At 34.8% G+C, this 22819-nt stretch carries 21 protein-coding genes; 9 read left to right on the forward strand and 12 right to left on the reverse strand.

All coding sequences use genetic code 11. The features are described 5' to 3' along the window. Positions 1-129: 129 nt before the first annotated feature. Entirely contained in the window at positions 130-2958 is a 2829-nt protein-coding gene (locus YWA_RS0112685; protein WP_022828887.1) for a carboxypeptidase-like regulatory domain-containing protein, read from the forward strand. Positions 2959-2976: 18 nt separating this feature from the next. After that, positions 2977-4401 carry a DUF5689 domain-containing protein gene (locus YWA_RS15460; RefSeq protein WP_022828888.1) on the forward strand — a complete coding sequence of 475 codons (1425 nt, stop codon included), beginning with the start codon at positions 2977-2979 and terminating at the stop codon, positions 4399-4401. Between the two features lie 84 nt (positions 4402-4485). On the opposite strand, the gene YWA_RS0112695 is transcribed toward YWA_RS15460, so the two are convergent. Continuing rightward, positions 4486-6072, reverse strand: coding sequence for a L,D-transpeptidase family protein (locus tag YWA_RS0112695; protein ID WP_022828889.1), 1587 nt, complete (start codon positions 6070-6072; stop codon positions 4486-4488). 67 nt (positions 6073-6139) lie between these two features. Between YWA_RS0112695 and YWA_RS0112700 the strand changes: the two genes are divergently transcribed. From YWA_RS0112700 to YWA_RS0112710, 3 genes are all read left to right on the forward strand, one after another. Further along, positions 6140-6640: a nuclear transport factor 2 family protein gene (locus YWA_RS0112700; RefSeq protein ID WP_026718795.1), complete on the forward strand. Its 501-nt coding sequence runs from the start codon at positions 6140-6142 to the stop codon at positions 6638-6640. Between the two features lie 257 nt (positions 6641-6897). Next, positions 6898-7335, forward strand: coding sequence for a hypothetical protein (locus YWA_RS0112705; RefSeq protein WP_022828891.1), 438 nt, complete (start codon positions 6898-6900; stop codon positions 7333-7335). A 17-nt stretch (positions 7336-7352) separates the two neighbouring features. Beyond that, positions 7353-7943 carry a globin family protein gene (locus YWA_RS0112710; RefSeq protein WP_022828892.1) on the forward strand — a complete coding sequence of 197 codons (591 nt, stop codon included), beginning with the start codon at positions 7353-7355 and terminating at the stop codon, positions 7941-7943. A 60-nt stretch (positions 7944-8003) separates the two neighbouring features. Here YWA_RS0112710 and YWA_RS0112715 read toward each other — a convergent pair whose 3' ends face one another. Continuing rightward, positions 8004-8948 carry an L-threonine 3-dehydrogenase gene (locus YWA_RS0112715; protein ID WP_022828893.1) on the reverse strand — a complete coding sequence of 315 codons (945 nt, stop codon included), beginning with the start codon at positions 8946-8948 and terminating at the stop codon, positions 8004-8006. Positions 8949-9084: 136 nt separating this feature from the next. Here YWA_RS0112715 and YWA_RS0112720 point away from each other — a divergent pair, with 136 nt between their 5' ends. Beyond that, on the forward strand, positions 9085-9678 hold the full coding sequence (locus YWA_RS0112720; RefSeq protein ID WP_022828894.1) for a hypothetical protein: 594 nt from the start codon (positions 9085-9087) through the stop codon (positions 9676-9678). Positions 9679-9725: 47 nt separating this feature from the next. Beyond that, a complete protein-coding gene (gene mfd / locus YWA_RS0112725) occupies positions 9726-13037 on the forward strand; it encodes a transcription-repair coupling factor (RefSeq protein ID WP_245557718.1) in 3312 nt (1103 codons plus the stop codon). A gap of 37 nt (positions 13038-13074) precedes the next feature. Here the strand turns inward: mfd and YWA_RS0112730 are convergent, their stop codons facing one another. The 9 genes from YWA_RS0112730 to YWA_RS15775 form a co-directional block, all read right to left on the reverse strand. Beyond that, positions 13075-13734 carry an aspartate kinase 2 gene (locus tag YWA_RS0112730; protein WP_022828896.1) on the reverse strand — a complete coding sequence of 220 codons (660 nt, stop codon included), beginning with the start codon at positions 13732-13734 and terminating at the stop codon, positions 13075-13077. A gap of 74 nt (positions 13735-13808) precedes the next feature. Beyond that, positions 13809-14171 carry a YraN family protein gene (locus YWA_RS0112735; protein WP_022828897.1) on the reverse strand — a complete coding sequence of 121 codons (363 nt, stop codon included), beginning with the start codon at positions 14169-14171 and terminating at the stop codon, positions 13809-13811. Between the two features lie 37 nt (positions 14172-14208). After that, positions 14209-15099 carry a S66 peptidase family protein gene (locus tag YWA_RS0112740; protein ID WP_245557717.1) on the reverse strand — a complete coding sequence of 297 codons (891 nt, stop codon included), beginning with the start codon at positions 15097-15099 and terminating at the stop codon, positions 14209-14211. 171 nt (positions 15100-15270) lie between these two features. Then, the gene (locus tag YWA_RS0112745; RefSeq protein ID WP_022828899.1) at positions 15271-15810 is read right to left on the reverse strand and encodes a DMP19 family protein; all 540 of its coding nucleotides are present in this window, start codon (positions 15808-15810) and stop codon (positions 15271-15273) included. A gap of 134 nt (positions 15811-15944) precedes the next feature. Further along, the gene (locus tag YWA_RS0112750) at positions 15945-18095 is read right to left on the reverse strand and encodes a M12 family metallo-peptidase (protein ID WP_169627260.1); all 2151 of its coding nucleotides are present in this window, start codon (positions 18093-18095) and stop codon (positions 15945-15947) included. A gap of 276 nt (positions 18096-18371) precedes the next feature. Next, a complete protein-coding gene (locus tag YWA_RS0112755; RefSeq protein ID WP_022828901.1) occupies positions 18372-18599 on the reverse strand; it encodes a CDGSH iron-sulfur domain-containing protein in 228 nt (75 codons plus the stop codon). Between the two features lie 85 nt (positions 18600-18684). Then, complete coding sequence (locus tag YWA_RS0112760) at positions 18685-19053, reverse strand: hypothetical protein (RefSeq protein ID WP_022828902.1); 369 nt, start codon at positions 19051-19053, stop codon at positions 18685-18687. A 39-nt stretch (positions 19054-19092) separates the two neighbouring features. Then, on the reverse strand, positions 19093-19407 hold the full coding sequence (locus tag YWA_RS0112765; protein WP_022828903.1) for a hypothetical protein: 315 nt from the start codon (positions 19405-19407) through the stop codon (positions 19093-19095). A gap of 78 nt (positions 19408-19485) precedes the next feature. Beyond that, positions 19486-19656, reverse strand: a complete 171-nt coding sequence (locus YWA_RS15775) for a hypothetical protein (RefSeq protein ID WP_022828904.1) — start codon at positions 19654-19656, stop codon at positions 19486-19488. A gap of 82 nt (positions 19657-19738) precedes the next feature. On the opposite strand from YWA_RS15775, the gene YWA_RS0112775 reads away from it, so the two are divergent. Further along, a complete protein-coding gene (locus YWA_RS0112775) occupies positions 19739-20362 on the forward strand; it encodes an outer membrane beta-barrel protein (RefSeq protein WP_169627261.1) in 624 nt (207 codons plus the stop codon). 159 nt (positions 20363-20521) lie between these two features. On the opposite strand, the gene YWA_RS15860 is transcribed toward YWA_RS0112775, so the two are convergent. Next, entirely contained in the window at positions 20522-20650 is a 129-nt protein-coding gene (locus YWA_RS15860) for a hypothetical protein (RefSeq protein WP_022828906.1), read from the reverse strand. A 20-nt stretch (positions 20651-20670) separates the two neighbouring features. Between YWA_RS15860 and metG the strand changes: the two genes are divergently transcribed. After that, positions 20671-22731, forward strand: coding sequence for a methionine--tRNA ligase (metG, locus tag YWA_RS0112785; RefSeq protein ID WP_022828907.1), 2061 nt, complete (start codon positions 20671-20673; stop codon positions 22729-22731). Positions 22732-22819 lie beyond the last annotated feature (88 nt).

The following is a 22819-nucleotide window of genomic DNA, read 5'->3' on the forward strand; positions in this document are numbered from 1 at the left end:
TAATATTAATTTAATGTCAACTTTAACAGAAAGTTGGCTACAAAAGTAGTTATATTTAATTTAAAATGTAACTTTGTAGCCGTTAAGAAAACATTATTTTAACAAAACAGGATTAATTTAAATTTATTTATGAAAAAACTTGTAATTAGTATGTTTTTTGTGCTGCAAGTTGTTTTTGCTTGGTCACAAGACAAAACTTCGGGCGTCACTGGGACAGTTGTTGATTCAAAGACGCAAAGACCATTGGAAAATGTAGTGGCAACGATTCAAAACACAACATTTACCGCTTTGACGAATCAAAATGGTGTTTTTGTTTTTGAAAAAGTAGCAGTTGGCGAACAACTATTAGAAATTAGCAGTGCAGGCTATGCGAGACAATTGCTTTCGATTGCAGTAACTGAAGGAAGTGTACTGGACTTGGGTACCATTATGTTTGAAGAAGATATTACTTCTGAACAACAAATGAGCCTTATTACGATTACTGAGAACGATTTAGGCGATGACAACAGTGGTTCAGAAAGTACGGCTGGTTTGCTTCAAGCAACTCGTGACGTATTTCAGCAAGCAGCTGCTTTTAATTGGGGTCAAGCCCGATTCAGAATCAGAGGTTTAGATAATGAATACGGTAAAACGATGATTAATGGTATTTCTATGGACAAAGTTTCTGACGGTCGTCCACAATACGCAAACTGGGGAGGTCTTAACGACGCGACTAGAAATCAAGAATTTACAATGGGTTCTACTCCATCTGCCTACACTTTTGGTGGTGCTTTAGGAACGCAAGAAATCAACACTAGAGCTTCTATTTACCGTCCAGGTTCAAGAATATCTTTTTCTGGAACAAACACAAATTACAATTGGAGAACGATGGCTACTCATGCTTCTGGTATGGATAAAAATGGTTGGGCTTACGTAATTTCAGCTTCAAGACGTTGGGCAAAAGAAGGTTATTTTGAAGGAACAGATTATGCTGCAAATTCATTTTTTGCTTCCGTTGAAAAAAGAATCAACGACAACCACAGTTTAAATATTACTGCGATTTATGCACAAAACAGTCGAGGAAAAAATTCACCAAACAGTGATGAAATTAACGACTTAGCAGGTGTTAAATACAACTCATACTGGGGATGGCAAGATGGTAAAAAAAGAAACTCTAGAGACAAAGATGTTGAAGAGCCTTTATTCATCTTAAGTCACTACTGGAAAATTTCTGAGAAAACAAACTTAAATACAAACGTTGCTTACCAGTTTGGTTCCATCGGAAATAGTCGTTTTGATTATAATGGTGCTAGAAACCCGGATCCAACTTACTACAGAAATTTACCAAGTTACTTCTCTACATTCCATGATAATGCAAGTGGTGAATATTTAGGAAATACGCCCGAAAACATTCTTGCAGCAGAGAAAAACCGAACTGAGTTTTTAGCTAACAAACAAATTGACTGGGATGACATCTACCGATATAATTCAGAACAATTAGACGGACAGAGTTTGACTATTCTTTATGAAGACAGAACAGACGACAAACAATGGACTGCTAATACATTATTAGCTTCTCAATTGTCTGATAATATCGTTTTTAACGCTGGTGCAAACTACCGTAAATTACAGTCAGAAAATTACCAGCACGTTTTAGATTTATTAGGTGGTCAGTCTTATTTAGACATTGATACTTTTTTATTGCAAAAAGGTGGCGGAAGAGAACAATCTGATTTAGCTAATCCAGACCGTCAAGTTGGTGTTGGAGATAAATTTGGATACCGTTACATTCTTCATGCTGATGTTGTAGATGCATTTACACAATTTAAATTCAGTTACAACAAAGTTGATTTCTATTTAGCGCAATCTTTTTCAAGAAGTCAGTATCAAAGAGAAGGTTTGTACCAAAATGGAAACTATGCGGCAACTTCTAAAGGAAAAAGTGCTAAAGCTATTTTTGAAAACTTCGGTTTCAAAGGAGGTTTGACGTACAAAATCACAGGACGTCATTACTTAGATTTCAACGGAGCTTACATGACAAAAGCACCAACGATGAGAAACACATTTCCAAATGTCCGTTTAAACAGTAACATCGTTCCTGATTTAAAAAGCGAATCAATTGTAAGTGCTGACGCAAGTTATATCTTGAGAACACCAAAATTAAAAGCAAAAATTACCGGTTATTTTTCAAGAATTAGTGATTTAACTGATATCGCATTCTATTTTGCGGAAGGAATTGGAATCATTGACGAAACAACTAATGAATTAGTTAGTGGAAACGGAAATGCTTTCGTAGCAGAAATCGTAACTGGTTTAACCAAGCAAAATATGGGTGGAGAATTTGGAATTGAATACCAATTTACTTCAACTATCAAAGGTACCGCTTCTGCAGCTTACGGACAATATACGTATGCAAGCGACCCAAATGTAAAATTAAACGTAGATACTAATAGATCTGTAGTTAATTACGGTCGTGCTACGATGAAAGATTACAAACAACCAGGAATGCCTCAACAAGCATATGCAGTTGGAATAGAATACAGAGATCCTAAATACTGGTGGATTGGTGCTAACGCAAATTATCTTGCTGATAACTATTTAGATATTTCTCCCTTATTGAGAACAGACAACTTCTTTAAAAATTCAAATGACCCAGATGGTTTCCCATTTGCTGGAGCATCAGAAGAAGCAGGAAGAGAATTGTTGAAACAAGAGAAATTCGACCCCGTTACTTTGCTTAACTTAGTAGGTGGTAAATCTTGGAGAACAAGTAATAAAAACAGAAATACAATCGGATTCTTTGCAAGTATTAATAATGTATTAGATAAAACGTATAAAACAGGTGGTTTTGAACAAGCAAGAAATGCAAACTTCGAACAACTTGCGCAAGATATGGTAGGACCAGCTCGTTCATTTGGACCTAAATATTTCTACGGTTATGGAAGAACTTATTTCTTAAACCTGTACTATAACTTCTAATAAAATAAAAATTATCATATGAAAACAAATTTTTTAAAATCAATCTTTTTCGTAGCATTATCAGCAGCTCTTTTTACAAGTTGTGTAAATGACGACGATTATTCAGTTCCAAATTTGGAATGCAATGAGCCCGTAATAACTTCAACAATGAAGACGGTTCAACAAATCGTTACTCTAGCAACTCCAGTTGCAACCTTATATGAAGCAGATGACGCTATTGAAGGACATGTAGTTTCTAGTGATAAAGGCGGAAACTTTTACAAAGTAGTTTACATGAATTCTCTTGACGGAGAAATTGGATTTAGTGTAGCAATCAACCAAGCAAAAACTTTTACTGATTACGCAGTAGGAAGAAAAGTTTTTGTAAAATTGAAAGGTTTATACATTCAAAAGAGAAATGGTATTTTACAAATTGGAGCACTTTATAACGGTAACGTTGGACAAATTGCAACAACAGATTACAAAAAAGCAGTCGTAAGAGCATGTGAAATAGTATCTGAAGAGAATTTAGTAAAAGAAATTACTTTAGCTCAAATCAACGACACCAATCTTGGTAAATTAGTGGAATTAACGGACGTTCAGTTTGCAGATAGCGAATTAGGTCAAAACTATTACAACGCAACAAATGTGATAGGTGGAGAAACAAACCACATCATTACAAATGCAAGTGGAGCTACTTTAATTTTCAGAACAGGTCAATATGCAGAATATGCTGCAAAACCAGTTTCACCAAACAGCGGAAGAATCAGAGGTATCTTAACTAAATTTAATTCTGATTACCAGTTTGTAGCTCGTTATGCTTCTGACATTAGATTAACAGAGCCACGTATTGGTGGTGATCCAACTGATCCTACAGATCCAACTGACCCGACTGACCCTACAGATCCAACCGACCCTACAGATCCATCAAATGGTTCATTATTATTTGCAGGTGGAGATTTTGAAGATTATGCTGCATTCTTAGCTGGCGTAAACAGTTTTGGAGTTAAAGAATATGCAACTCAAAGTACAGGAACTGGAATTGAAGGTGGAAATTCACTAAAAATCAGCGGAACTCCAGCAGGTAATGATTACGTATTTACAGTTTCTGCTCCAGCAGGAATTCCTGCAAACGCTACAAAAATTACATTCTACGTTAGAGGTACTGGAGCGAAATCGTTATCTTTAAATGTGTACCGTTCTACAACTGGATACGATGTATTTAACCTTGGTGATTTAGCAACTACTGCAGTAACTTTACAAAAATCAACAGAAATACAAGCTTCTGGAAATGGTACAAATCAATACTTAGGAATTATTAATACCAATAACAACTGGGTTAAAGTGACTTTGAATATTGCTGATGTAGCAATCAACACTACAGCTGGAAATGATATTTTTGCTTTGAAAGTTGGAAAATCTGCAGCATATGAAATGCATTTAGATAATTTCTTCATCGAGTAATCATTCTCGAAAATATTAAGTAAAGAAAAGGCTATCATTAATTTGATAGCCTTTTTTTATGTTCATAAATAGTTATGTTTAATTTCACTCTTTCTCTGTTAACAGAGTGGCCAATTGTGAATCTCTCTTGTAAACATCATGATAGAAATTAACTTTACCATCTCTGTCTGTCCAAGCCGTAAAATAGCCAATGTAAACTGGAATTTCGTTCTTAATCGTATACCAAGTTTCTTCTCCTTTATTCATGGCTAAATCAATCTTTTCTGAATTCCATTTCGAATCATTTTCTAAAATTACTTGTGCCAATTCTTTCGGCTTCTCCACACGAATGCAACCGTGACTAAAAGCCCGACTGTCTCGCTGAAATAAACTTTTAGAAGGCGTATCGTGCAGGTAAATATTATTGCTATTTGGAAATAAAAACTTTACCAATCCCAGTGAATTACGAGCTCCTGGCTTTTGCCGTACCAAACCATTGTTCCACTCCATATTGTGATTTTCTAAATAATTGCTATTTTTCTCAATTCCAGGTAAAACTTCATTCTTAATGATACTTTGCGGAATATTCCAATACGGACTAAAAACAATGTACTTTATCTTACCACTAAAAATAACCGTCTGATGCATTGTAGTTCCTACAACTACGTTTGATTCTAAAGCCACTTTATCGTCTTTAATATAAATCAACTTATAAGCCGGAATATTCACCACCACATATTCTTTGTCTTTTGAAATATTGGGCGAAATCCATCGACAACGCTCCATATTGATCATAATCGTTTTAATCCGGTCTTCTACCGATACGTTCATCGCTCCAAGTGTTAATTTTCCAATCGCTTTGTCCACAACAAAACCATGTCTTTTCTGAAAATTTGAAATACCTTCAATAAGACTTTCGTCAAAAATGGCACTTCCTGAATCTTCTTTCAAATCGCCCGTAATAACCAATCTTTTCCGAATTTTCAAAATCAGTTCCGAACTATCTTTTACTTTCAATGTTTTAAATTTCTCCGGAATTTGAATCGAATCCCAACCGCCATTTTTAGCTAATTCCCGGTATTCTTCTAAAGCATTTTTTAGCAAGTAATATTGCTTGTTAAGCTGCGTTTCCTTGTTAACCAAACCAGGATTTGCCAATAAAGTGTCGAGGTACGAAACATAAGAAGTTCGTTCCCGCTTTAAAAACCAACCCATATCTTCTCTTTTTTTCTGATCGATTCCTGCTAAAACTTTGTCAGTGTAGAAAAAATAGTAAGAAGTCAATAGTAATTCACTACTTAAATTTGTCGCTGCACTTTCTTGAAGCTTTAGGTCAAACTCTTTTTTATAAGGAATAGCCTGCATGATTCCCTCTTCGGCAATAGAGTTAACACGGTTATAAAGCACATCAGCCGTTTCTTTTCTGCCTTTGCTGTCGTGCCAGAGATAGTTAAACGTATGATTTCTATAAACAGCTAAAACCTCTTCTTTATAAATTGCCAATTCAGGATACTTCTTGAAGAAAGGTTCAATTAAAGTACTGTCAAAAGGTTTTAATTCAGGATCAGGTTGGTCTAATTTCAACTCAAGTTCTGCTAAAACTTTTGGCTGCTTATTTTTACAATTCGTCAAAAACAGACAACTGCATAAAAGCGCACTAATAATGAATATGAAATGTATTTTGTTTCTCATTTTATCTTATTTTTCAGTTTATAAATTTACTACTTTTACAGAAGCACTTCTGAATATAAGTAAAATTATGAAACTTTCCTTCTTGTTATTTCCTGTATTATTTTTTACGAGTTTTGGTCAAGCCCAAAGTAATGCTGCTGAAAAAGAAATCATTTCAACCGTCGTTGATGCTTGGCACAAAGCCGCTGCAGAAGCTAACTTTGATGCGTACTTCGGATTGATGTCGGACGATGCCATTTTCATCGGAACAGATGCTACAGAAAATTGGAACAAAACAGAATTTAAAAAATATGCAAAACCTCATTTCGATAAAGGAAAAGCATGGAATTTTAATCCTTTACAACGAAACATCTATTTTTCTGCCGATAAAAAAACAGCGTGGTTTGATGAACTTCTAGATACACAAATGAAAATTTGCCGCGGTTCAGGTGTTTTAATTAAAGTAAAAAAGAAGTGGAAAATCGCACATTATGTTCTTTCTATCAGCATTCCCAATGAATTTTCTAATGAAGTCATCAAGTTGAAAGCTAATTCAGACAATCTCTTAATTAAAAAATTAAAAAAATAAATAGCATAATTACCTCTTTAATTTGTGTAATAGCTAGCTTCCCTATAAACTAGTTTACTAATAATCATTTCATAATTTTCGAACTATTTCGATACCATCTTGATATCCTTTCAAGATGGTTTCCGGCGTTGAACTTATTTAAATTTAATATAAATAGTTCAAAAATAACATTAATGCAAAATATTATAAATCCAAGGCTTTAATCACAACGTACATTAGTCTATAAAACAAAAAGTAACCTCGATAATATATAGATTATGAAAATCAATAAAAAAATCAAAATAGCAGTTGGAAGTGTTCTCGGAATTGTACTTCTATTGTCTATTGTTTTAGTGGTGCATATCGCAACGGTAAAGCCAACGGTATATGACAACGCAACCCTACAAATTAGTCGGATTAACTTCGAAGAGCCTATAGATAGCTTGATGGCAAAAGAAATCAACCGCGATTTAAAATCAATTACAGGTGTGAAAAATCCTTCCGTATTTGCTGATAAAAAAGTAGTGGTCTTTTACCACGACATGAATGTGGTAAATTCTGAGCAAGTCTACAACCAGTTTATGGCAAAAGGCAAATACAAAGCAGCACGTTTTGTAGTACCAAAAGAAATTGCTTCAAACGAAGTTTGTCCCGTGATGGACAAAAACAGTTTTAGCTACAAGTTTTCAAGAGGAATCCAACGAATTTTTAATTAACTATAAATACTTTTATTATGACTAAGTTTTCAAAAATCGCACTTTGTGCATTGATCATTGGTTCTAGTGCATTCTTCACTTCTTGTGACGATACCGAAGAAACCAAAGCGCCAGTAGAATTAACGCTTTACCAGAAATTAGGTGGAACTAAAATGGTAACTGACCCTAACGACTCCTCTAAAAAAATTGAGCAAGGACGTTTGAGCTTCCGTTCAGTAGTGGATACAACTATTGTTCTTATTGTTGCTGATATTGTTCAGGACAAACCAGGTAACTTTGGAGCGCATTTCGCACCATTGGCTAGCGAGGTTTTTGGACCTGACATGAATGCTACAAATGTGGCTCGATTGAGCAAAAACTTAACTGACATCTTTTCTGTTGCAACAGGTGGTGCTGCAACCAATACTTATTCGGGATTGGATATGGTTACAACGCACGATCCAGCGAAAAATCCAAGAATGGGTAAAAAAGTAAACGATGCAGAAATGACAAAATTCATTGGCTACGTTGGAATGGCTGCTGCTAAAAATGGCGTTACTGACCAAAAAATTATTGGTGAAGTAGTTGCAGTTTTAGAATCTTTAAGAGCTCCAATCGTTCAAGAATAACAAATACTACAAAATTAAAATGCCATTCAAATTTATTTCTGAATGGCATTTTTTTTATTCTTATTTTTTCGAAAGATGATTGAGCATATCCGTTGTCATTTTTTCTAAATCAAATTCATGACTCCAACCCCAATCTGCTCTTGCGGCAGAATCATCTATACTCGCTGGCCAACTATCCGCGATTTTCTGTCTGAAATCTGGAGCATACGTAATTTCAAATTCAGGAATATGTTTCTTGATTTCAGCAGCAATTACTTTAGGAGTAAAACTCATCGCAGCTAAATTATAAGACGAACGAATTTTGACATTTTCACTTGGCGCTTGCATGATCCCGATTGTGGCTTTAATTGCATCGTCCATATACATCATCGGCATTTTCGTTTCTTCCGATAAAAAACACTCGTATTTTTTGTCTTCCAAAGCTTTGTAATAAATATCAACAGCATAATCCGTTGTTCCACCACCTGGAGGCGAGGACCAACTAATCAAACCTGGATAACGAATACTTCTCACGTCAACACCATAAATATTATGGTAATATTCACACCATCTTTCACCAGACTGTTTACTGATTCCGTAAACGGTAGATGGTTCCATAATGGTGTATTGTGGCGTTTGCTCTTTTGGTGTCGTGGGTCCAAAAACAGCTATTGATGAAGGCCAAAATATCTTTTTTATTTTTCCAGCTTTTGCCAAATTTAAAACGTGAAATAAGCTGTTCATATTCAAATCCCAAGCAAATGCAGGATTTTTTTCAGCAGTTGCCGAAAGTAAAGCAGCCATTAAATACACCTCATCAATCTGGTGCTTTTCAATTAAACTTTCAATTTGGTTATAATCCAACGCGTTGACTACTTCAAAAGGACCTGAAGTGACAACATCCGTATTTAACTTTCTAATGTCTGAAGCGATTACATTTTCAGTACCGTAAGCTTGACGAAGTTTTTGCGTAAGCTCCGTCCCAATTTGACCACAAGCTCCAATAATTAATATTTTAGTTGACATAGTAGGTGTGTTAATTTTCTACGGCAAATATAACGTTTTCGCAAACAAAAATCTAAACCACAAATAGTTAATAATTCACAATATATAACCACTATTTGAGATAACCTCTTTAACTTTGTATTCTAAATTTTCCCGAATGAATTTCAAATTTATTGCCTTTTTATTATCCTCGTTTGTACTCTTTTCATGTCAAGATGAGGATGTTATTCGTGAAAAAGAACGACTGAAAAATATAGAGAAGTCAGAAGTGATTTTTGAAAAAATCGACAAAGCTTGGAGTTTTAATGTGAATTCTTCTACAACCGAAGTAGAATCTATTTTGAAAATTTGGCCCCAATGGAATGATTTTTCTAGAGAAATTGAAGAGAAACCGAAATCTTCGATCAACGCATTCCGTAAAAAAGCAATTGCACTTTCAAAGAAAGCCGAAAATTTGAATAATAATATTCCAGAACAATTCAATAATCCGCAGGTAAAAAGTAGGATTTCGATTATTGTTACGCAGTTGCATCAGTTGGATTTATACATAAATCTAGATAAAATTCCAGCGGATAAAGTCATTGCTATTATTCCAAATGTAAACAAAGGATTGCAATCTTTAGAAGCACAATTTCAAGAAATATTGCGCAAAGAAAAAATACCGATGGAACAAGGCGAAGCTGATATGATTAAAATGTTAGACACAACTCGCGCCATTCCTTCGTCCAAAATTATACTTCCAAAAAATTGAGTACCAAAATAACTTCCATACAAAACCGTTACGAGAAGTCGGCAAAAATCAATCAGATTGCTGAAAGTTTGACTGTTCCTGAACAAAAAATACATCTGAAAGGATTAATTGGTTCGTCGTTGTCTTTTGTCACGCAAGCCATTTTTTCGAAAACAGAAAATCCAATGTTGTTAATTTTAGACGACAAGGAAGCGTCGGCTTATTATCTGAATGATTTGGAACAGTTGATTAATGATCAAGATGTGCTTTTTTATCCCGGTTCGTATCGAAATCCGTATCAAATTGAAGATACAGATAATGCGAATATCTTACTTCGTGCGGAAGTATTGAACCGAATTAATTCACGTAAAAAACCTGCATTAATTGTTACTTATCCTGAAGCGCTTTTTGAAAAAGTTGTTACCAAAAAGGAATTGGATAAAAACACGTTGAAAGTTTCAGTTGGCGACCAAATTTCAATAGATTTCATCAACGAAGTTTTATTTGAATACGAATTCAAACGCGTTGATTTTATCACAGAACCTGGAGAATTTTCGGTTCGAGGTGGAATTATCGATGTTTTTTCTTTTTCAAATGATTATCCGTACCGAATAGAATTTTTTGGAAATGAAGTGGAAAGCATCCGAAGTTTTGATGTCGAAACCCAACTTTCCGTTGAAAAACAGAAGAAAATAAATATCATTCCAAACGTTGAAAATAAATTTTTTGCCGAAAACAGAGAAAGCTTTTTAGATTATATTAATCCAAAGACGAACATTTTCATTCACAATACCGATGGTTTATTTAGCAAATTAGACAAGATGTTTGAAAAAGCAGAAGTTGCTTTTGAAAAACTGAATAAAGAAATCAAGCATTCTGAACCAGAAATGCTTTATTTGAATCAAGCTTCTTTTATCAAAAAAGCGCTCGATTTCTCCATTGTAGAATTGGGCAGTAAAGCGATTTTCAGAACTAAAAAAACGTTTGAATTTCACATTCAACCGCAACCGTCGTTCAATAAACAGTTTGATTTACTATATCACAACCTCAACGAAAATCATTCAAACGGAATTAAAAATTATCTTTTAAGTTCAAATTTGCAACAGGCGAATCGCTTTCAGGATATTTTTGAAGCATTAAATGAAGACGAATTTAAAGATGCAACTAAAAGTTACGACAACATTGTTTTCCCTTTATATGAAGGATTTGTCGATGAAGAATTGCAAATTGCTTGTTATACCGATCATCAAATTTTTGAGCGTTATCATAAATTTCACATCAAAAATGGATATGCGAAAAAACAGACGATTACTTTAAAAGAACTCAATACGTTGTCCGTTGGTGATTATGTAACGCATATTGACCACGGAATTGGGAAGTTTGGTGGACTGCAAAAAATTCAAGTCGAAGGGAAAACGCAAGAAGCCATCAAATTGGTTTATGCCGATAACGATATTGTTTATGTGAGTATTCACTCATTGCACAAAATTTCAAAATTCAACGGAAAAGATGGAACGCCACCAAAAATATATAAATTAGGTTCGAATGCTTGGAAAGTTTTAAAGCAAAAAACCAAAGCTCGGGTAAAACATATTGCATTCAATTTAATTCAATTGTACGCGAAACGTCGATTGGAAAAAGGTTTTCAATACAGTCCCGACAGTTATTTGCAGAAGGAATTGGAAAGTTCGTTCATGTATGAGGACACTCCGGACCAAGGAAAAGCAACGCAAGATGTAAAAAACGACATGGAAAGCGACCGTCCAATGGACCGATTGGTATGTGGTGACGTAGGTTTTGGAAAAACAGAAGTCGCGATTCGTGCAGCTTTTAAAGCGGTTGATAATGGAAAACAAGTGGCAATTCTGGTTCCAACAACTATTTTAGCTTACCAACATTCACGCACATTTTCAGAACGATTGAAAGATATGCCGGTTACGGTTGGCTATTTAAATCGATTTAGAACGGCAAAAGAAAAAGCAGAAACGCTTAAAGATTTAGCCGAAGGAAGATTAGATATTGTAATTGGAACACATCAACTAGTCAATAAAAATGTAGTTTTCAAAAATCTAGGTTTGTTGATTGTAGATGAAGAACAGAAATTTGGTGTCAACGTAAAAGACAAATTAAAAACCATTTCGGCTAATATTGATACGTTGACTTTAACAGCAACTCCGATTCCGAGAACGCTGCAGTTTTCATTGATGGCGGCTCGAGATTTATCCGTAATCACTACTCCTCCACCGAATCGTTATCCGATTGAAACGCATGTGGTGGGATTTTCGGAAGAGATGATTCGAGATGCGGTTTCGTATGAAATTCAGCGAAATGGACAAGTTTATTTTGTCAATAACCGAATTGAAAATATTAAGGAAGTTGCTGGAATGATTCAACGATTGGTTCCTGGCGCTCGTGTGGGAATTGGTCACGGACAAATGGACGGAAAGAAATTAGAAGAATTGATGTTAGCTTTTATGAACGGCGATTTTGACGTTTTAGTTGCGACAACAATTATTGAAAGCGGATTGGATGTTCCGAATGCGAATACGATTTTTATCAACAACGCGAATAATTTTGGACTTTCTGATTTGCATCAAATGCGAGGTCGCGTCGGTCGAAGTAATAAAAAAGCGTTTTGTTATTTTATTTGTCCGCCGTATTCCGCAATGACGGATGAAGCGCGAAAACGAATTCAAGCTTTGGAACAATTCAGCGAGTTGGGAAGTGGTTTTAATATTGCCATGAAAGATTTGGAAATTCGCGGTGCTGGAGATTTATTGGGTGGTGAACAAAGCGGTTTCATTAACGAAATTGGTTTTGAAACCTACCAGAAAATCATGAACGAAGCCATTGAAGAATTAAAGGAAAACGAGTTTAAAGAACTTTATCCTATAGATGAAAATGCTCCTGCAAAACCATTTGTAAAAGACATTCAAATTGACACTGACTTTGAATTATTGTTTCCAGATGAATACATCAATAATATTTCAGAACGGTTGAATTTGTACAATGAATTGAGTTTGATTAAAGATGAAGAAGCCTTATTAGCTTTTGAAATTAAATTAGTCGACCGTTTTGGACCTTTACCTAAACAAGCGCTTTCTTTAATGAGTAGTCTTAAAATTAAGTGGATTGCAACGAAATTTGGAATTGAAAAACTCGTGATGAAACAGGGCAAAATGATTGCTTATTTTGTTTCTGATCAACAATCAGCATATTACCAGTCGGCTCAATTTACGAAGGTGTTGCAGTTTGTGCAAACCAACTCAAAATTAGCACGAATGAAAGAAAAAGAAACTCCAAAAGGATTGAAATTATTATTGACTTTTGATAATGTGAAGTCTGTGAGAAGAGCTTTGGAGTTGATGCAGATGTTATAAAAAAACGCCTCTTCTTAGAGGCGCTTTTCATTAACTATTATAGTTGTTTTAAATCCTTAATAACTTTAAAAGCAACATCCACTTTATCTTCACTGACAAAAATAGTGAACTCATACGAAGTAGAAATTACTTCATTAACGGTAATTCCTTCCCAAGCCAAGCGTTGGAAAATAAAATAATAAACGCCCGGAGTCGAAATATTATCTTTTGGAAGTTTAATGGTAATTGAAGCTAAATTACCGGTAGTATCAATTAATTTTTCACCGGCAAAATGCTTGTCGACCAAATGTGACATGCTTTCACTGATGACAATATTTGTCTCATTTACGCCGCGAGACGAAGTATAAAAAATATCCGAATGTTGGTTAATTTCCGTGATCAATTCAGCTTGACTGTCTAAAATTGTATCCGAAACCGCAAAATTATAATCTACTAAAGAAGAACGAACCGTGATTTCGCCAATGTTTTTCAACACCTTTGTAATCTTGTGATTTACTCTAAAATCTAAATCGTCCGATAGACGTTTAAGCGCCATTACTACGGCTCCTTGTTTTACGTCTTTGCCTAAATCAGTTTCAAGCTCAAGCATGATATTCCGTGCCAAAGAAGTTAGATTTATTATGCCTTGTGAAAGCGCACTCAGCAAAAACGGCTTGGTTTTAATGTAGTTTTCTACTACGGATGATACTGTTTTCATAAAAAGTTAGTTGTGTTCTGCAAATATAACAATAATCTACTTTTTGTTACAAATGTAACGGTAGAAAAATTATTTTAAAAGTGATAAAAAGCATCCTCAATATGCTCAATTATAAATTTTTGTGCACTATTCTTATGAATCGCGATAATATCAAAACGAATTGTCACGTCCAAATCCCTACTTATTACGTATTCATTAACGGCTTTCACTAACAACTGGATTTTCTTTGGCTTCACAAAATCTTGTGGCAAACCAAAGTCGACGCTACTTCGCGTTTTCACTTCAACTACGGCAAGTGTTTGGTCTTTCTGTGCAATTATATCTATTTCTGCTTTTTGAAAAGTAAAATTTCTATCTAGAATTTCATAACCGTTTTTCTGTAAAAATTCAGTTGCTAAATCCTCTCCTAACTTTCCTAATTCATTGTGTTCTGCCATAAATTAAATTTTCGAAAAGTGAGATTTAGTAAATATTCTATTCGAAAATAACTTTAGTTTCCTTTTCAGTAACTTCAAAAGTAATCGTTCCTCCTAAGATTAAAGCACGATTGTCTTTAATATGTCCTGCAGGAAAATTATAAGCGACAGGAATATGCAGCTCTTTTACCGTTTCTTGAATAATTTCCAATGCGTTTTTACCCCATGGAATGTCATTGTCGTTCATCGAAGTCATTCCGCCAACAATAATTCCCTTCAAATTTTTGAGTGAACCATTTCGTTTTAAATTCGTCATCATTCGGTCAATATGATACAAATATTCATCTAAATCTTCCAAAAAAAGAATTTTATCTTTTAAATCAACTTCGGAAACCGAACCTTGAATGCTGTATAAAACCGAAAGATTCCCACCCACTAATTCGCCTTTGGCTTGACCCAATTTATTAAATTCATGATGTGGAACGGAATAGGATAATTTTTCACCAAAAAGCACTTTGCGCAAGCTTTCCTTTGCAGCTGTTGTCGCCGATGGAGCAGAAATCGCCATCATGGCATGTAACGTTTGGAAACCCAACCGATTCATATGGCTGTGCAAAACCGTAACATCGCTAAAACCAATAATCCATTTTGGGTTTTTCTTAAAATTTGAAAAATCAAAGCGATCCACAATTTTTACGGTTCCATAACCGCCTTTTGCTGCCCAAATTGCTTTAACCGAAGGGTTGTCTAACATTTCTTGAAAATCTGTCGCTCTTTGCCAATCGGCTCCAGCTAATTGATTTTGATCCATACCAATTGTTTTCCCTAAAATGACTTTCAAACCCCAACTTTCGAGTAATTTAATTCCAGGTTGCAACGTGGAAGCATCAATCTTTCGAGCTGTCGCTAAAATGGCAACCGTATCGCCTTTTTTAAGATGTTGTGGCATAATTTTTTTAGTTTGAGAATATACAATCGAATTAAAAGAGAAGAACAAAAAAAGAAAAGAGAGTGTTTTTATAAACATGCTGTTTTTATTAAAATCAATCGTACGGTTTTTATAATACGAACGTAAATTTACTAAACGCTTTAATATTGAATTAGAAAAATAAGCTAAAAATTAGTCTCTTTTTATTTCATGACCTACGAAGTCTTCTAAAACCGCAAAGATTTCATCTATCGGAAGCGCTTCAAAATCAGGGTGTGTTTTTAAGAAATTGGCATTGAGATCAATTAAATTTTCTTCTAATTCAAAGAACGCCTCATTGTTTAGAGAATCTCTAACCGGATTTACGCCGTCAAATTTTCCTTTTAGAAATTTAGTCAATTTCACACTGCTCATTAATTTGACCTTTTTAGATTGCTGTTGAAAATATTCCAAATGTTTCTCGGCACCAATTAGCGCCAAACCTTCTTCAATCAATTCGTTCAGTTCTTTGTCCCAACCCGATTGGTGCACAAATTGCGCAAAACCACCTTGAGAATTATGGGTCCAGTAATAATCCAAATAGTAGCTCATAATCGCATCTTCATGAATCAACTCGTCAGCGATACCTTCCTCACGCATTAAATTAACAATCGAAATATTCGAGTGAATTACGTCTTGTAAATTTTCACTCTTCATCGCCGTTTCTGAAACTAATATTCTACCGAATTCCATCTGTTTTTAATTTTATGTGTTTGCAAATTTCACTAAAATAGTTCAGCATTCAATTGTTTATTTCGCATTACTTGTTTAAAAACAAAAAAGCTGCACCACGAATAGTACAGCTTTTTGCCAATTTATAAAAAATTTTAAAGTTTTAAAATTTTAAAGTTTTTCTCAAAATCATTAAACTTTACTTTGAAGAAATAGGTTCCAGAAGCAAATGCAGACATGTCCACACTTGATTCCAGCGTATCTACTTTTTGCGCAAAGAGTTTTCTGCCTTGAATATTAAACACTTCAATTTCTGTAATATTGGTATTTGCTTTCAACATAACACTACTGCTGGTTGGGTTCGGGTAATAACTAAAATCAAGGTAATCTTCTGTTTGAATCCCTAAACTTTGCTGACAACTTATTGTCGCTTTCCAACCCGCTGCTGTTACACCTTGATCCGAAATGAATTTAAACGTAAGTGATCCATCAGTCGCGGTAGAAGTTACTGTTCCAGGCGAACTTGTTCCTGTAAATCCAACTCCACCATTCAATTCGGGGAAAGAATCATCAGCTCCATTGTAAATGTATAAATAATCATAACCCGCCTCCAATGAAAACTGCGTAAAAGTTACCACCAATTTTTGATCAGGCACATTTGGCGTAATTGTTCTTGTAAACGATTCCCGATTCGCATAATTACCAACCGCTCCTCCTGTATCGTAAAAATTTAAACCTCCACAATAATTTCCAGAAGTGACAAAGATAAATTCTCTAATTTTTGGAGTTGTAGTGGTGCAAATAGGTCTAATCCGAACTTTGTAATAGGTATTAGGCAACAGTCCTGAAGCTTGATATGTAGTTTGTGTAACGGTGTTCCAAATTGGCAATGCTGAATAAGGCCTAACCGAAATTTCCCACGAATCAGCATTGTCAAAATCTTCCCAAGAAAGCGTTGCTGCTGTATCCGAAATGGCGTTCGCTTCAATATCAGTCACGGTATTGTTACAATTGGTACAATCAGTACTCAAACAAGTTTTAGAATTTACAGTGTTTGCAATTAAATTGGCAGGTTGCACTCCAAAACCATTGGCAAAACTGATACCTACTCCTTGAATCAAATGGCAATAACTCATAATCGTTCCCTTAACCGAAGTAGAAGGAATTGGTCCTATGGTGGTACAACCTGATTCTGGGTATCCTGCTTCCGCACCGCATCCATCAATAGGTGAATTATTGCCATTCCAGGCACAAGCATGTGTATGTGGTGAACCCATTAAATGTCCCAACTCATGCGTCATCACCTCAGTTGTCCAAGAATACGTCGGAACTGTAACTATCGAAATGCCATCCACATCAGAATAACCGTAATTGTAATTAGAACAAAGTCCGTTTAAGTAAGCAACACCGCCTAAACCTCCTGGATCAATTCCGATTAGCATACCAACATCGCTGCTAATAAATGGTCTGTTATTTGCAAAAGACTGCAAATAATCAAGAGAACTCGTTCCAACTCCTTCATAAACATCAGGGTTCGTCCAAATATAAACTGAATTTAACGATGTTGTAATTCCATCATTAGCATATAAAGTCTGTACATTATTAAAGATGGAAGTTGCCCAATTAGCAGTAGTTGCAGTACTACTGCTGTTACTTACAAAAAGATTATAATCAATTTCAAAGTAAAAGGTCACACATTTTACCGAAGTTGCGTCTCTATTTAATGTAGAAGTTGGTATTGGCGTATTGTCTTCTTTTAAATGGCATTGAAAATTATTTTGTTTTAAGAAATTAGCATCTGAATATACAATGTAATCGCTTTGGTTATTTGGTTTGTCAATTTTACCCACAACTACATTCCCCAATTCTTGGGAAGAAAATATTCCGTTGAATTCTCCGTTAAAAAAATTAAAAGCTGCAATTGAGGTCGGATTTCCTTTGATGATTCCGCGGTAATAAATACCCTTTTGAAAGGAAATATTAGTTGCTCTATCGGTATGGATTGAAAATCCATTGGAAAAAGGATTGACACGGTAAAGCAAAATTTTAAAATGCTGATTTTGGTACGGAATATCTAATTCTACAAAATCCGAAGGATTAGTGGTAATCTGACTCAAAGTGTTGAGATTGACTCTAGCCACTGTAGCATCCGTTACCGCTTGATCAATATCTCTTTTAGAAATAGAACTATCAGTCGTTAAAAGGTTTATCGCCGTGAATGCCGTGTGTTCCTGTTGCAGTTTTTGTACTTCTTGACCAATCTTATTTTGTGCAATTCCGTTCCCGAAACAAAATAAAGCGGTCATTATAAAAAGACTAATTTTAATGAATTTGTTAATATGTTGCATCTTACTTACTAAATTTGATTACAAATTAAGTGAAATCTAACGGGAATTAATAATTTTTAAACTTCATCAATTCATAAAATTTCAAACAAAACATATTATCAACCTAAAATTGGCTCATTTTTCAGCTAGTGCAACTAAATCAAAACAGCTGGTTTAGTCTTAGAATACTAAATTACATTAAAAAAAAGCCGCACTTCTAAAAATGCAGCTTTCTGTATAAAATTTGAAATTTTATTATTTTGCTTTCATTGGTGGCAAATCAAATGCTTTTGCATCGTGCTCAAAACCATTTCGGTGCGAACCGTCGCAGAATGGTTTATTCGCCGATAATCCACAACGACAAAGGCCTAAAGAAGTTCTTCCTTGCACGTTGTACGGCATTCCTTCTGCATCTACAATTTCGAAATCGCCTTCAATTTTAATAAAACCGTTTTTACTAATTATTAATTTTGTCTTACTCATAGTAGTTTTTTTTTGAACTCAAAGATTGCAAAATATATCTGAAATTCTAAATTGTAGCACTAGTTTAAATCAATTCTAATTTAATTCACAATTCTCGCGAAAAAGTTATTTTTTTATTCTTTTGAATAAGAAAGAAAGTGATTGCACTTCCAAAATATAGCATTACATCAATCCAATCAGCGGTATAGCGTGAGTTTACTTTTGGTAAATAATATTCAAAATAAACTGAATAATACGTCGCTAATAAAAGCACAAAAGGAAGTGGGAATTTAAAATATTTGTCTTTATTCAAACCACGAATCAAGAATGTCAGTGCTCCAAGTACAAGCGGCAAACAAAGCAAATCGTTAGCGTGATTATTTACAAATTTTGGCAACGGTAAATTCAGTCTTTGCATACTGTAAATAGACAAAGCGATTAACGCCATACCCATGTAAATTACTCTTTTAATCATTTAAAATTAAAGTTTGACATGCACTTTGGGAAATTAAATCTAACCTGCAACAGTCGATATTACGGCTGCGATAAGTCCGCCGATTACGATAGCAAAGAAAAACCAGATGTAGTAAAATAGTTTAAAAATCAAGCGAATTATGATGTTGGAATGTTTGGAACCTTTTCGTAAAAATGCTTCAATTGTACTTGGCTTTTCCGTCAATCGTTCTAGTTCTAATTTCTCTTCAGCGCGTTTTTCTCTTTCTAGTTTTCGCTTAAGAACTATGTTTAAAATTGCACCACAATTACTGCAATAATCAAGATTCAGATTAACAGTATTGCATTTTAAACATTTTATATACGTCTTACTCATGTGAACTTATTTTCGATTTACAACCAAATTCCTTTACGAATCTGATGATGAAATCAATATGGTGAAATGCGTAAAAAACTAAACAGCATTTGAATCGTCCTTGTTTTTTTGCTGGTTCATTTTTGTAACCAAAGCTTTTAATCGAGCTGCTTTTTCTTTCTTTTCTTGCGAAATCTTAGCATTCTTCCGATTGAGTAATTTGGTATGTAACGCTTTGTTCTTTGTGTTTTTTTCTGGACCTTTTGCCATAATTTATGTTGTATTAAACAAATATAGTTAAAGAGAACTGAAATAATATTTTAAATTAGCCATTCAATTAAAAATGAAAAAAATGAAAAAAAATTTACTTCTAATTCTTCTTTGTATCATTCCAAGTATTAGCGTCGCACAAACTTTTTCTTACGGAATTATGTTAGGAATAAATACTTCTGCAAGCGCTAGTAAAGATGGAGGGTCATTTCTAAATGACCGTAGTTCAACGTTTACTAATAGTGGAAATTACGCTAAACCTAGCTTTGGTGCTTATGCGGAATATAACTTTACCGAAAAATGGGGCGTAAAGACTGAAATCCTGTTCCACAATACTGTACTTCAGCCTACCGAAACAAGTGTTGGTCAACTGAAAATTAATATGATGGAATTAAGCCCTAATGTTAAGTTTGATTTTGGCAATGAATATAGAAAAGGCGCTTATCTAATTTTTGGTCCTAAAATAACTTTACTTAATAGTATTTCTTATGAAGGAAATGATATTGAAGACAATTTCAACAAAACACTAATAGGAATTCAGACTGGAATTGGCGGAAGAATGTTTCAATATGTTGACCTTCAATTCAAACTTAATTATGATTTCACACCTTTTTATGAAAATCCGATTACCAATAATAATGACTTTTTTCTTGGTGCCAATTTACATGCAGGAATAGATGTAGAACGATTATTAAATAAAAAATAATTACAATTACAATCCTAAAACTTATGAACTCTGACGGAGTTTGAAACTCCGTCAGAGTTGTAATTCCATTCATTTTTAAAAGCCAAAAAATTAAAAGAAGCCGAAAGATTTTAAAATATCCCGAAGCTTCAGGACGGATTAGAGCGAAAATCCTCCTGATTATTCATCAGGAGATGTGGAAGGAAGGCGGGAAAACGGATTAAAAAACGCCGAAAGACGTGCTCCAAAACCTTCACAATAAATATCTAACAATGTAGGTACTTCAACGGCAAAAGCGTATTTTTGCATTCTTTAAAAAACCGTTTTCGATGCTACAAAATCCTAAAAGATATACCATTACGGCAGCTTTGCCTTATACGAACGGACCGATTCACATTGGTCATTTAGCCGGCGTTTACGTTCCTGCCGACATTTATTCGCGCTATTTGCGTTTGCAACAAAAAGACGTTGCTTTTATTTGCGGAAGCGATGAACACGGTGTTGCGATTTCGATGAAAGCTAAAAAAGAAGGAATTACGCCACAGGAAGTGATTGATAAATACGATGCAATTATCCGAAAATCATTCGTTGATTTTGGAATTTCGTTTGATAATTATTCTCGAACTTCTGCAAAAATTCACCACGATACGGCTCAAGAATTTTTTAGAAAATTGTACGATAACGGCGATTTTATTGAAGAAGTTACCGAACAATTGTACGATGCAAAAGCCGACCAGTTTTTGGCTGACCGATTTGTTACGGGAACTTGTCCGAAATGTGGCAACGAAGAAGCGTATGGCGACCAATGCGAAAAATGTGGCTCGACATTAAATGCTACGGATTTAATTAATCCAAAATCGACTATAACTGGTGAAAAACCTATTATGAAGGAAACGAAACACTGGTTTTTACCTTTGAATCGTTACCAGGATTTCTTGACAAAATGGATTTTAGAAGGACATAAAAGCGACTGGAAACCTAATGTTTATGGACAAGTAAAATCATGGATTGACGGCGGCTTAGAACCTCGTGCGGTAACTCGCGATTTAGATTGGGGAATTGATGTTCCTGTTGACGGGGCCGAAGGAAAGAAATTATACGTTTGGTTCGACGCACCAATTGGCTACATTTCTTCGACAAAAGAATGGGCTTTGAGAGAAGGAATTGATTGGGAACCGTACTGGAAATCCGACGATACGAAGTTGGTTCATTTCATCGGAAAAGACAATATTGTGTTTCACTGTATTATTTTCCCAGCAATGTTGAAAGCAGAAGGAACTTACATTTTACCAGACAATGTTCCGGCGAATGAGTTTTTGAATTTGGAAGGAAATAAACTTTCGACCTCTAAAAACTGGGCAGTTTGGTTACACGAATATTTGGAAGATTTTCCAGACAAGCAAGATGTTTTGCGTTATTCATTGACTTCAAATGCACCAGAAACAAAAGATAACGACTTTACTTGGAAAGATTTTCAAGCAAGAAATAATAATGAATTAGTTGCGATTTTTGGAAATTTCATCAATCGCGTGACCGTTTTGACACATAAATATTACGAAGGTTATGTGCCAACTCCGAATGAATTTTCAGAAGTAGACCAAGCGACTTTAACTGAATTGAAAGCTTATCCAGCAGTTATTGCCAGTTCAATCGAACGTTACCGTTTTAGAGAAGCTTTGGGCGAAATGATGAATGCAGCTCGTTTAGGAAATAAATACTTGGCTGACGAAGAGCCGTGGAAAATGGTGAAAACCGATCCAGAACGTGTAAAAACGCAAATGTATGTTGCCTTGCAAATTGCAGCAGCATTAAGTGTTTTATCAGAACCGTTCTTGCCGTTTACTTCTTTCAAGTTGAAAAAGATGCTGAATAATACAGGCAAATTAGCTTGGAATAACGTGGCTGAATGGGATAATTTAATTCCTGACGGACATCAAATCAACGAGGCAGAACTGCTTTTTGCAAAAATAGAAGACGAAGAAATTCAAAAACAAATAGATAAATTGGAAGCTACAAAAACAGCCAACATTGCCGAAAATAAAAAAGCGGAACCACAAAAAGAGTTGATTCAGTTTGACGATTTTGCAAAAATGGATTTGCGTGTAGGAACGATTATTGAAGCAGAGAAGATGCCGAAAGCTAATAAACTTTTGGTTTTGAAAGTGGACACAGGAATTGACGTTCGCACCATCGTTTCTGGAATTGCCGAAAGTTTCAAACCCGAAGATATCATCGGAAAAAGAGTAATTGTTTTAGTGAATCTTGCTCCACGTGCTTTGCGAGGCGTTGAAAGTCAAGGAATGATTTTGATGACGAACAACGCAGAAGGTAAATTGGTTTTTGTAAATCCAGATACAGAAGGTGTTGGAAATGGGGAAACCATTAATTAAAAAAATAAAATATTTGCCACAGATTACTGGATTAAAAAGATTTAAAATCTGTCATAATCATTTTAATCTGTGGCAAAATTCAATCAAT

The sequence above is a fragment of the Flavobacterium antarcticum DSM 19726 genome, assembly GCF_000419685.1.
Taxonomy (GTDB): Bacteria; Bacteroidota; Bacteroidia; order Flavobacteriales; family Flavobacteriaceae; genus Flavobacterium; species Flavobacterium antarcticum.